The following is a 12,706-nucleotide window of genomic DNA, read 5'->3' on the forward strand; positions in this document are numbered from 1 at the left end:
ATCCTTTTAAAACAAGTGATTTAAATCAGCATACCTTGTGTCAAATCTAAGCTCAACCGTTGGATCGAGGCCATCAGTCAAAATCCTTTACAATTGTGTTTAGCCTGTAGCGCCATTTTCAGTTAGCATTGGCAGATTGGACTTATAAAGGAGTGGCAGATGTCCGCTAACCCATCGTTTTTCAAGAGAATATGTTTGTTTATTTGGCACACCCTGAACGGGACGCGTAAACTCATCCTCAATCTAATCTTTTTTGGACTCTTAGCCGCGATCATTATCTCCATTGGCAGTAGCGAAGATATCCAAGTTGAAGATAATTCGGCACTGGTGCTTAATTTAGCAGGCTCTATTGTCGATCAGAAACAACAAGTCGATCCCTTAGAAGCCGCATTCAAACAAGGCCAAAATGCCAACGCCGATGGTGAAATCCTACTCGCCGATGTGCTTTATGTCATTGACAGTGCAGCGCAAGATCAACGTATTAGCGTACTAGTGCTCGATCTGGTCGATCTTAAACGTGCTGGGATCAGCAAACTACAATCTATCGGAAATGCACTCAATCGCTTTAAAGAGAGCGGTAAAAAAGTCATCGCCATCGGCAACTACTACGAGCAAAATCAATATTTCCTCGCCAGTTTTGCCGACACCATTTACCTCAATCCCCAAGGCGGTGTCTCGCTTGATGGCCTGGGTATGTACAACCAATATTTCAAATCGGCCTTAGAAAAACTCAAAGTCAAAGCGCATATTTTCCGCGTGGGGACCTTTAAATCTGCGGTTGAACCCTACATACGTGACAATATGTCAGATGCTGCGCGGGAAGCCAGTAGTGCACTGTTAGCCGATGTATGGCAAAGCTACACACAAACGGTTGCAGGCAATCGTAATATCGAACCGAATTCTCTGGTGCCCGACGCAACCACTTATTTGGCAGAGCTCGATAAAGCCAATGGCGATTCAGCCACAATGGCAATCAACATGAAATGGGTTGATAACCTAGCGACCACAGAAGATTTTCGTAAAACCATGCTAGAAACCGTAGGAAAAGCCAGCAGTGGTGACAGTTTCAAGCAAGTCAGTTTTTATGATTACTTAACCTTAGTGACGCCATTACCCAGCTTTGTAGAGCAAGACAGTGTTGGTATTATTGTGGCAAGTGGCACAATTTTGAACGGCACTCAACCTGCGGGCCAAATTGGCGGCGAAAGCACCGCCGAACTGCTACGTAAGGCACGTTTTGATAAGCACATTAAAGCCTTAGTATTACGTGTTGATAGCCCTGGCGGTAGCGCCTTTGCCTCTGAGCAAATTCGTCAAGAATTACTGGCACTTAAAGCAGCGGGTAAGCCCGTGGTTGTGAGCATGGGCAGTTTAGCCGCATCCGGTGGTTACTGGATTTCAGCCAGTGCCGACTATATCTTCGCAACGCCAACGACGCTCACGGGTTCGATTGGGATCTTTGGCATGATCACTACCTTTGAAGATTCATTGGCCAGTATAGGCGTGCATACCGATGGCGTATCGACCTCAGAATGGGCAGGATTATCTATTACCCGCACACTTTCCCCTCAGATTGAAGCGATTATCCAACGTCATATTGAACGCGGCTATTCAGACTTTATCTCCCTGGTCGCCAAAGAACGTAAGATGACCATAGAAGAAGTCGATAAGATTGCTCAAGGCCGTGTGTGGAGCGGTAAAAAGGCTCTTGAGCTTGGCTTAGTCGATGAACTGGGTGATTTAGATGAGGCGATTGCTAAAGCCGCTAAACTCGCGGATATGACGCTATTTGATACCCGCGTCATCGAGCAAGAGCTGACACCCGAACAAAAATTCATGCAGCAGATGTTTGCCTCAGTATCGAGCTACCTGCCCGCCTCACTAAGTCAGTCATCGATGTTAGAGCAAATGCTACAACAGTGGACTAGCAGTTTGAAAACGTTAACCTCTTTTGATGATCCAAATAACGTCTACATCTACTGTGATACTTGCAATATGATGAACTAAATCTGCTAGCGTCTAGGTTGCAGCTCGCAACTTCAAGATGATGACAAAGACAAAGCCCGGATCTCCGGGCTTTTTTATTGGGTTTATGTCAGTAAAATCGTATAATTCGGCCACTTGAAGCTAAAGAAAACGACAAGAATGACTAAACGCTCCATTTATGTTGCCTATACTGGCGGCACCATCGGTATGCAAAAGACCGATAACGGCTTTGTCCCCGTCGCGGGATTCCTGACTCAGTGCGTGCAATCTATGCCTGAGTTTTACCATGAAGAAATGCCGACATTTGTGATCCACGAATACTGCCCGCTTATCGACTCTTCCAATATGGCGCCAACCGATTGGCAGATGATCGCCGACGATATACAAGCCAATTACGATAAGTACGATGGCTTTGTAATCCTTCACGGCACAGATACCATGGCGTACACGGCTTCGGCACTGTCGTTTATGCTGCAAGGCTTATCAAAACCTGTGATAGTGACGGGCTCGCAAATTCCCCTCGCACAGTTGCGCTCAGACGGCCAAACTAATTTATTGAACTCACTCTATATTGCGGCGAATTATCCAGTCGCTGAAGTGTGTTTATTCTTCAATAACAAACTCTTTAGAGGTAATCGCTCGACTAAGGCCCACGCCGACGGCTTCGATGCTTTCGCCTCACCCAACTTCCCGCTACTGCTTGAGGCTGGGATCAAAATCAATCTGCGCGCAGGCAAGATCACCGTCGCCAACGATACCCCATTGGAAGTGGCGCATATCAGTCCGCAGCCTGTGGGTGTGGTGACCTTGTATCCAGGGATCTCAACACAGATTTTTGAGAACATTCTGCAGCAGCCAGTTAAAGCCCTCATACTACTGACATTTGGTGTGGGTAACGCGCCGCAGGATGCCGCCTTACTCAAAACCTTAAGGCAAGCAGATGAACGTGGCATAGTGCTGGTGAATCTAACCCAATGTTTCCAAGGTAAGGTGAATATGGGCGGCTACGCCACAGGCAATGCATTAGCCAAAGCAGGCGTGATCAGTGGCGCCGATATGACTATAGAAGCAGCCTTAGCAAAACTGCATTATTTGCTATCTAAAAATTTGCAACCAGCTGAGATAAAAGCGGCCATGTTACAAAATCTAGTCGGTGAACTGAGCATAGATTAAAGATAGTGTCTTTTAATCTGTTTGTTGCCCTCAAACGCTAGCAACAAAAAAAGCCCATATTTGATGGGCTTTTTTGATTTAAACTCAGACTAGATTTCAGCTCAGACTAAACAGCACTAAATGAATATTTATTTTAAGACTTTTGCGGACCAAGATTTGCATTGAAGTTATTTGATATCAAATCAATGTTAGTCTTGATATCACTAACAAAAGATAAAATGCCAATCCCCTTGCCAACCTCAGACTTACGCCTAATACCTATAATAAAACACCCCTTACATGCCAATCAGTGCGGCCAGTCAGAAATTATAAATCCTGCGCTTTAAAGCCGGCAATTGGCTCACCACGGAATTGCTTTTTCAGCTCGGCCTTAGACAGCTCATTAATTTTACCGTCAGATGCAATAGTGAAATGCTCTGTTTGCTCAAGCTTACGTGCTTGATACAACATCACCACCTGCAGAGTCGATTCACGCTGAGTCTCACTCAACACAGTACCATCCTCCCACTTACCCAGCTCTGCAGCACTGCGAAGCCTTTCATAGACTTCAACGGGCATTTGGTCGATCACTTGATTGATATCCGTCATACACTTTTCCGCTTATGTAACACGATTCTGACTCGTGTTACGAGATAACCTACAAAACCAAACACAAAGCATATTCCGGCGATATTCGCACGCATACCTTCAGCGGGTTCCCCACCCCAAAACCAAATCACCACACCAGCAATGAACAAGGTCATAGCAACGAAACTCTGATTCATTAAGCTGCTGGACTTTTGAATATGGCTAATGCGCGATAAGGACTCATTGTCGCCATCGGTTTTTGCTTGGCAATGGGGGCATGAAGGCGCTTTGCTCGACATACGTTTACGACACACCGGACATTCAATTAATGCCATATCAGCCTCGCCCTAACGTAACTTATCAACAACGGCGAGCATGGCAATCAGCGATGCTTCACCTAAATAAATACTGCGTTCTGGTGACCAACCCACAAAAGGATCGGCCAGATTGTTATTGTCTTTAAATGGCATCTCAAGGGTATTTGATAAACACTTGAAGGTCTGGGCAACCCAATTAGACGCTACGGTCAAATTCGCTTGGCCGGGCTCATCTTTATCATACCCATACTGAGTTTGAAAATCGGCACTGGCTAAGGTCAATGCTTGACTAAAGTCCGCTTGCAGCTGCGCCAGTTTATCATTGTAAGCGGGGACGCCTTCACAACCCGCTAGAAACACATAAGGTAAGCCTTCATCACCATGCACATCATAAAACAGGTCAACACCCGTTTGCTGCATCTTGTTGACGACGTGATATACCTCAGGGCTTTTTTCTAAACTCGGTGTTTGCCACTCGCGGTTTAGATTAATCCCAATCGCGTTAGTGCGCAGATGACCTCTGACACTGCCATCGGGATTCATGTTGGGCACTATATAAAAATTGGCCTTATCAAGCAGTGCTTTTGCCGTGGGACAGTCATTATCGAGTAAACGATTCACTAGACCTTCAACTAACCATTCAGCCATCGTTTCACCCGGATGTTGTCTGGCGGTGATCCAAATATTGCGTTTAGAAGGATCGCCATTCCCTACTTTCATCAGAGTAATATCGCGGCCATCTAAGGTCAGACCTAAATGCTCTAAATTGACATCTGGGTGTAACTGGGCGCCGCTGAGTAAATCTAAATGACGCTCATAGCTGTAGGGTGCAAAGTAAGCGATTTGAATGGCATCGCAATCTAACTCTATGCTAATGCTCAGTTTACCGTCTTGATATTGAGTCGGAATACGGAACCAATGCTGGCGATCATAACTGGCCACCGCCTGATAATCTTCCCATCCCTTGGTATAAGAAGCGGTTCCCGCATTGATAATATTCAAGGTGTAATGGTTACCCACTTCACCTTCAAATCGAAAATTGAACCATTGATAAAACTCACCACCCGCATCAGGGCGGATAGCAAGTTGAATATCGTCTTTATTATCAAGATTGACGACTTGGATATTTCCGCCATCAAAGTTGGCACTGATCCGCATAATGATTCCTAATAGGTTGTTAAAACTAAGGGCAATTTAATGGCGTGCGATAGATATCACACGGCACATTTTATTATATGGCCGATAGAATAAACCAAAACATCCCAAGGGGAAAACGAAAGCCATTAAATTCAGTCAAGACACTTGCAATCGACCTTTAATTAACCAGTTAACACGCCTAAAATCCACAAGAAATGAGCCTTTCGCTATAAATTCATGAAGATATTAGACCATAAAACTATAACCTTGGCCTCGTACCGTATTTATCAAATTACGCGGCAAGCTGATATTGGCTAGCTTACGGCGAGTGTTACTAATGTGCATGTCCAGATTACGGTCAAATCGGCCCAAATCTTTCTGTAGCACTGAGCGCTGCAACTCTTGCTTAGTGATGACTTGGCCTTTTCTTTCAAAAAGATATTTAAATAATTTAAACTCGGTTTGGGTCAAATCGACATAGCGGGTGCCAATAGTGATCCTATAACTCATTTCATCGAAGTTAATCACTTTAGCCGCCACAGTCGCCATTTGCGGCGAGTGAGAGTGACCGGCACAGAGACGCCGCTCTAAAGCTCGTAAGCGGACAAAAATCTCTTTTATGCTAAACGGCTTACTCAGAAAATCATCTGCTCCCAATTCATAACCAGTGATGCGATCATCTTCATTATCACGTGCTGAGATCATCAGTACCGGCGTTGAACATTCACGCGCTTTTAGCAACTCAAATCCATTCATCTGTGGCATCACTAAATCAAGCACTATGATGTCTGGAGCAAAACTTTCAATGCATGCCAGACCCTCTATGCCATTAATCGCACACTTAACCTCATGCCCTTGCGTACATAGGGCATCAGCTAACCAAACGCTAAACAATGGATCATCATCGACCAAGAGTATTTTACTCATCCTTAAAGCCCAAACGAGAATCTATATCATTTATATTACCATGCGAATCGGGATGACTCTAGCGCTATTACATTAGTTAAGAAGTGTGATGTTGAAAACTGTGAACAAAATACGATATTAACAACCAATCAACGGATGATTAGCGACTCTAAATTCATCTCGTAAACTCCCAATAAAAAAGCGCCCTAAGGCGCTTTTTAGAAACTAAGAGTCTGAACTTAGCTTAGAATTTAACAGTTACACCACCGTAAATCACGCGGCCGACTGTGTCATATACTTGTGGAACTGTACCACCATCGCTACCGTTAGAAACAGTAACTGGTTTTTCATCAGTGAAATTCTTAACGCCTAAACTGACAGTCGTCATATCATTAATATGATAAGTACCAGAAATGTTATGGTACAAAATTGAGTCTACATCAGTACCTTGAGCTAGATCTGTCATTCCGCCGATATAACGATTGAAGTACATAACACTCCAATCATCTTGACCTGCTGACAAGCTAAAGTTGTTACGAACTCGAGCATAAGCACCAAAGTTACCATCAATAGTACCAGTATAGCTTTCACCATCCTGCTCGAAGTTAACTAAGTAAGTTGTGTCATTGTTTAGTTTCCAATCTAAACCAATAAGCTCAAAGCTGTAGGCTAAGTTGAAATCTACACCACTCGTGTCTTGTGTACCCACGTTAGTTAAAGCATTCGTTAAATTATCTAAATCGCCATTAGCGCCGATATTGAAAATTTCACAAGATGCTGCACCTGTTGCATCGCCATCTACTTGGAATCTATGACATGCATCTAGACCTGCTTGAGTGTCCATACGCGCAATCGCGTTATCAACTTTGAAACTCCAGTAATCCAAAGTCACAGACATACCATCAAGATAGCTTGGCGAATACACTAAACCAGCCGTATAAGACTCTGATTCTTCAGGCTTTAAATCTGGATCTGATGTACGATTTACTAAAATTTGTGGATCTTGAGCATTGCCCCATGGATCATCTAAATAATCAAACGAACCTGAGTTACCACCATACAATTCAGCAACACTTGGAGCACGGAAACCAGTAGCCGCTACACCACGAACCATTAACTCATCCGTTGCTGCATAAGTTAAGCCAATCTTCCAAGTGGTTGCTTTACCAAAAGTAGAGTAATCATCTAAACGTAGCGCAAATTCACCCGTTAATTTCTCAGTGAAAGGCACACTTACTTCTTGGAAAATAGAAATAACGTTATAATTACCATCTGTAGGGTCTTGTTGAGCAGCAGTACTTTCACCAGCAACAACTACAGGATCAGGATTATAAAAACCACTTTCACGACGGTATTCTGCACCAATCGCAAAACCAACGGCACCTGCTTTTAAATCAAACAATTCGCCATTTAAACCAGCAGAAAGTGTTTGTTGCTCATTACCACCATTTGCTTGCTCTGAATAACCGATTTCGTTAATCATTTGCTGTGTTAATGGGGTGCCACTAAACCATGCATTAGGATTTGCATAGATCGAATCAAGCATATCTGATGCATTAATAGAATTATCTACTGCAGTTTTAGCTTGGTTTTTACCATAGGTGTAGGTTACATCCCAGTTCATACCAGTATGAACATCTAAGGTGCCCGCTAAACCACCTGATAAACGCCAAGTATCAGTATCCTGAGTATAAATACGAGGACCTACATCGTTAGTCCGGCGACGATAGTTAACTAAACCCTTATCATCGGCTTTAATACCTGCTGCGATCATGCCGCTATCAAGCGTTACACATGGAGCTCCGGCTGGAACGCCCGCCGCGCCACAAACATTTAGCATAATGTCAGCAGGTTGAGCAGCCATTTGCTGGTTAGATCGACGGTTGGTATAAATAGCATCTGCTGTTAATACAACATCGTTACCTAGCTCTTGAGTCATGTTTGCAAATAAACTACGACGTTCACTTGGTGTTTGATAGTAACTATCTTGGGTAAAATCATAACCGTATGAACGGTCTACCCAGTTGCCATTGGCATCTTTAATCTTGCCGCCTAAAGTACCTTCAGGGATAAATGAACTTGCACCAGGTTCAGTCCAATCACGGTCACCTTGGATCACGCCACGACGGTCAGAAAAAGCAGCACCAAAGGTGTAATTACCACCATCGGTATTGAAACCGTATAGTGCACTTACGTCGCCATTTTTACCGTCACCCTTGTCAGTGCCACTACCGTTAAAATCGAGCTGGAAACCTTCAAAGTCTTTCTTAGTGATAATATTCACTACACCAGCAATCGCATCAGAACCGTAAACCGCTGATGCGCCGTCTTTCAGAATTTCAACACGCGCAATCATAGCGACTGGAATCGAGTTCAGATCCACTGCACTATCAGCGCCAGAACCTGAGTTAACCATGCGGCGACCATTCAATAACACAAGCGTACGTTGTGAACCCATACCACGTAAGTCAACTTGGGCAACACCGTCAGCCCCGTTGTTTGTTGTTGAACCAATTGCCGCACCCGCCATCGAAGTCTGTACTTGCAGCATTTGGTCAACAGAAGTAAAACCTTCCGCTTTAATCGCAGCAGCATCAATAACGGTCACAGGAGATGCTGTTTCCATATCTTGGCGTTGAATGCGTGAACCTGTCACTTCAATACGTTCAACTTTTGCTTTTTCTTCAGCAGCAAATGCGCTTGACGTAACAAATGCACCAGTAGTGATAGATGCAACGATAGCTAAGTTAATAGCTGACGCTACTTTAGTTCTTTTGATCATGTATGAATGCTCCCTAGATCTTACTATTATTTTTATGCTTACAGCTTGTACAGCTATTGCTGTACTAGTGTTGCACCTGATACTGAGGATTCACTTTAACTCCGTCAATGCTCAAAATTTTAACCAATAAAAACATATTGTTAATTATTTTGATTTATTTAGTTAATTAATTTGGCCATTATTTTTCAATACCCTTATTAATCACACCAATGCAGAGTTAATCACCAACAGTCTGATATTAAGCAGATTTTAAGACTGTTAATAAGAAACATAAATGCAACATTTTGCACATTTAAAAATGTGACCAATATCACACTTTTAGATATTTACCAAAGCAACCTAAAAGAACATCGTATTGATTAACTATTGTTAAATCTGCATATCTAGCAATATCCACCGATAGCCAAAGCGCTAAAATACCGATAAACATAGATAAATTGCATTAAAACAGAGATACACTATGTATCAATTGTGCTAATTATGCATTTTAACAACACCTAAATTTATGGTTTAACAATTAAGGTGCAAATGATTCTGCACGCCTTTGAAATGACTATTTGTTACTGATCTAGCTTATTAATTTTGAATATAAGTATTAGCTTCCAATCCCTCTAAACACTCCCTATTTCTTATTCTTAAATAAATGGCTTACACCTCATACGACCACATTCAAGGGCAAATTTTCTCCATAAAAAAAGCGACCACTTAGGTCGCCTCTTAGAGTCTGTATCATCAAAATGATGATTACTCGGGTTTGATCAACTCAAAATGTTGATATGCCCGTGCGGTTGCAATACGGCCGCGGGGCGTGCGTTGGATAAAGCCTTGCTGGATCAAAAAGGGCTCTAGCACATCTTCAATAGTTTCGCGTTCTTCGCCTATGGCTGCTGCTAAGTTATCGAGTCCAACTGGGCCACCCATAAACTTATCGATAATGGCGAGTAGTAACTTGCGGTCCATGTAATCGAAACCTTCATTATCGACATCCAGCATGTCTAGTGCATGGTCGGCAACAAACTTAGTGACAGCGCCATCATGCTTCACCTGCGCGTAATCCCGCACGCGGCGCAGCAATCGGTTAGCTATTCGCGGTGTGCCGCGGGAACGGCGTGCGATTTCAAATGCACCTTCAGCATCTATATCCAGTTCCATCACATGCGCCGAACGCGTGACTATGGTGCTTAAATCTTTGATATTATAGAATTCAAGCCGTAGCGGGATCCCAAAACGCGCCCGAAGTGGTGAAGTCAAAGCCCCTGCCCGTGTTGTCGCCCCCACTAGAGTGAACGGCGGTAAATCGAGTTTGATGGAACGCGCTGCCGGCCCTTCACCTATCATGATATCCAGCTGATAATCTTCCATCGCCGGATACAAAATCTCCTCCACCACAGGGCTTAATCGGTGGATTTCATCGATGAATAACACATCACCGGATTCGAGATTGGTCAAAAGCGCGGCGAGATCGCCCGCTTTTTCCAGCACAGGCCCCGAGGTGGATTTAATGTTCACCCCCATCTCGTTCGCAACAATCATGGCTAAGGTGGTTTTACCCAATCCCGGCGGACCGTAAATCAACATATGATCTAAGGCTTCATTACGATTCTTTGCCGCTTGAATAAACACCTTAAGCTGTGCCCGAGTGTCATCTTGACCCGTGTATTCATCGAGCATTTTAGGGCGCATCGCCCTGTCGATGGATTCATCTTGAGCTTGGATCTGCGGCTGGATGAGTCTGTCTGCCTCAATCATTATTATTCCTTATCGCAGCTTTCATCTTAATTATCATCATTGTTCAATTAAAGCATCGATTTAAGGGCGGCTTTGATCAGGGTTTCTGAATCCATGCCCTCTTTGTAGGCTGCAGAAACCGATTTGCTCGCCTGCGGTGGTTTATAACCCAATGAAATTAAAGCTGAAATAGCATCTTCTTCGGCGCTATTGACTGTCGGTGCGGGTGAGTAATTGGATTGCAGCACGAACTCACGCTCTGAGCCTGCTGAGGCTTCCATCAAGCTCTTGAGCTTATCGCGCATTTCTACCAGTAACCGCTCGGCGGTCTTCTTGCCGACACCCGGTAATTTCACTAAAGTCACTATGTCATCGCGCTCAACGCAACCCACAAATTCTGCGGCAGTCATGCCTGATAAAATAGTCAGTGCGAGCTTGGGACCGACACCATTGGTCTTGATCAGTAAGCGAAATAACGCCCTTTCCTGCTTAGTGATAAAACCATAGAGTAGTTGTGCATCTTCACGAACCACAAAGTGGGTGTAGACCATAGTTTCATGATTAACTTCAGGCAGCTCATAAAAGCTAGTAAGCGGCATCTGCAACTCGTAACCAACACCGTTAACATCGATCAAAATTTCTGGTGCTTGTTTCTCAACGAGCACGCCCCGTAAACGACCTATCATCTGTACCGTCCGTATGTTCTTGCCGTTGCCCGGCCACTCAATGCAATTAAACTCTGGCTGGTGTGATAATGACACACAGCAACTCCGAGTGCATCTGCGGCGTCAGCTTGTGGGGCTGCGGGTAATTTAAGTAGTTGTTGGATCATGTGTTGTACTTGGGCTTTCTGCGCTCGCCCCGTACCCACGACGGCGCTCTTAATTTGAGTCGCACTGTATTCGGCCACAGGTAAATTGGCGACTGTGGCAGCAACAATGGCCGCGCCGCGTGCTTGGCCTAACTTGAGCGCAGAATCGGCATTTTTTGCCATAAATACGCGCTCAATCGCAAATTCGTCCGGTTGATACTGACGAATAATCTCAGTGATCCCATCAAATATTTGCTTGAGCCTGCCAGGCAGCTCTTCAGACGAAGTGCGAATACAACCACTGCCGAGGTAAATCTGATGCCGTCCCTGACATTGGATCACGCCGTAGCCTGTGATCCGTGAACCTGGGTCAACACCTAAAATAATTGCCATTAAATACCTTATAGGGGATCTACATTTGCGTCCCTGTTCCTACGTTAGCGTTTGCGAGCTAAAATTGGCATCAATTGACGCCCTAATTCAGCTAACAGTCAATCTAGCCTAGGCTTGCCATCACATCATCGGAGATTTCCGCATTATGATACACCTCTTGCACATCATCGTGATCTTCAAGGGTGTCGATAAGGCGCATAAATTTTTCGGCGGTGTCTAGATCAAGCTCAGCTTTCGTCGAGGCTATCATCGCGATTTCGGCATTATCCGCCACAAAATGGGCTTTATCGAGCGCCTCTTTCACCGTATAGAAATCAACAGGATCGGTAAACACATCCACAGCACCATCATCATAGCTGACAATATCTTCCGCGCCCGCTTCAAGCGCCGCTTCCATTAATGCATCTTCATCGGTTCCCGGCGCATAGGATAACACCCCACGCTTAGTGAACAGATAAGAAACCGACCCATCCGTGCCTAAGTTACCGCCCGATTTACTAAACGCATTACGTACACCACTCACAGTACGATTACGATTGTCCGTCATGGTTTCAACCATCACAGCGGTGCCGCCTGGGCCATAACCTTCATAGAGAATGGTTTCGAGTTGCTGGCCTTCTAATTCACCGGCGCCGCGTTTAATCGCACGCTCAACCGTGTCTCGGGTCATATTGCCACCGAGGGCTTTATCGATGGCGACACGTAATCGTGGATTAGAGTCGGGATCTGAGCCACCTTCACGGGCTGCAACGGTTAACTCGCGAATGAATTTAGTAAAGAGTTTACCGCGTTTAGCATCTTGAGCCGCTTTACGGTGCTTAATGTTGGCCCATTTACTGTGACCTGCCATGGGAAGTCTCCTCTACTTAGGTATCATCTAGGTGCCATCGCAAAGCTTATCAAGAG

General features: G+C 44.5%; 11 protein-coding genes. 2 read left to right on the forward strand and 9 right to left on the reverse strand.

Going from position 1 to position 12,706, the window contains the following annotated elements; all coding sequences use genetic code 11:
• Window positions 1–159: 159 nt before the first annotated feature.
• Together sppA and ansA are read left to right on the forward strand one after the other, a co-directional pair.
• Window positions 160–2,007 (forward strand): signal peptide peptidase SppA, encoded by a 1,848-nt coding sequence (sppA, locus tag L5M71_RS10755; RefSeq protein ID WP_263206719.1) that lies wholly within the window; start codon window positions 160–162, stop codon window positions 2,005–2,007.
• A 138-nt stretch (window positions 2,008–2,145) separates the two neighbouring features.
• Window positions 2,146–3,159, forward strand: coding sequence for an asparaginase (gene ansA, locus L5M71_RS10760; protein WP_006086774.1), 1,014 nt, complete (start codon window positions 2,146–2,148; stop codon window positions 3,157–3,159).
• A gap of 306 nt (window positions 3,160–3,465) precedes the next feature.
• On the opposite strand, the gene L5M71_RS10765 is transcribed toward ansA, so the two are convergent.
• The 9 genes from L5M71_RS10765 to L5M71_RS10805 all read right to left on the reverse strand — a co-directional run bounded on the left by L5M71_RS10765 (window position 3,466) and on the right by L5M71_RS10805 (window position 12,650).
• On the reverse strand, window positions 3,466–3,747 hold the full coding sequence (locus tag L5M71_RS10765; RefSeq protein ID WP_113940384.1) for a YeaC family protein: 282 nt from the start codon (window positions 3,745–3,747) through the stop codon (window positions 3,466–3,468).
• Window positions 3,744–4,061: a zinc ribbon domain-containing protein gene (locus L5M71_RS10770; protein WP_219234123.1), complete on the reverse strand. Its 318-nt coding sequence runs from the start codon at window positions 4,059–4,061 to the stop codon at window positions 3,744–3,746. The genes L5M71_RS10765 and L5M71_RS10770 overlap by 4 nt, the downstream gene beginning before the upstream one ends.
• A 12-nt stretch (window positions 4,062–4,073) precedes the next feature.
• Window positions 4,074–5,201 (reverse strand): M14-type cytosolic carboxypeptidase, encoded by a 1,128-nt coding sequence (locus L5M71_RS10775; protein WP_105252564.1) that lies wholly within the window; start codon window positions 5,199–5,201, stop codon window positions 4,074–4,076.
• 225 nt (window positions 5,202–5,426) lie between these two features.
• Window positions 5,427–6,107, reverse strand: coding sequence for a response regulator transcription factor (locus L5M71_RS10780; RefSeq protein ID WP_263181359.1), 681 nt, complete (start codon window positions 6,105–6,107; stop codon window positions 5,427–5,429).
• A 223-nt stretch (window positions 6,108–6,330) separates the two neighbouring features.
• A complete protein-coding gene (locus L5M71_RS10785) occupies window positions 6,331–8,868 on the reverse strand; it encodes a TonB-dependent receptor plug domain-containing protein (RefSeq protein ID WP_263206721.1) in 2,538 nt (845 codons plus the stop codon).
• 744 nt (window positions 8,869–9,612) lie between these two features.
• On the reverse strand, window positions 9,613–10,617 hold the full coding sequence (gene ruvB / locus L5M71_RS10790) for a Holliday junction branch migration DNA helicase RuvB (RefSeq protein WP_263206723.1): 1,005 nt from the start codon (window positions 10,615–10,617) through the stop codon (window positions 9,613–9,615).
• 47 nt (window positions 10,618–10,664) lie between these two features.
• Window positions 10,665–11,282: a Holliday junction branch migration protein RuvA gene (ruvA, locus tag L5M71_RS10795; protein ID WP_028759853.1), complete on the reverse strand. Its 618-nt coding sequence runs from the start codon at window positions 11,280–11,282 to the stop codon at window positions 10,665–10,667.
• Complete coding sequence (gene ruvC, locus L5M71_RS10800; protein ID WP_006081743.1) at window positions 11,279–11,800, reverse strand: crossover junction endodeoxyribonuclease RuvC; 522 nt, start codon at window positions 11,798–11,800, stop codon at window positions 11,279–11,281. The genes ruvA and ruvC overlap by 4 nt, the downstream gene beginning before the upstream one ends.
• Before the next feature lie 103 nt (window positions 11,801–11,903).
• Complete coding sequence (locus tag L5M71_RS10805) at window positions 11,904–12,650, reverse strand: YebC/PmpR family DNA-binding transcriptional regulator (protein WP_263206725.1); 747 nt, start codon at window positions 12,648–12,650, stop codon at window positions 11,904–11,906.
• Between the last annotated feature and the right edge of the window lie 56 nt (window positions 12,651–12,706).

It is taken from the genome of Shewanella sp. SW1 (assembly GCF_025653545.1).
In the GTDB taxonomy this organism is placed as follows: Bacteria; Pseudomonadota; Gammaproteobacteria; order Enterobacterales; family Shewanellaceae; genus Shewanella; species Shewanella oncorhynchi.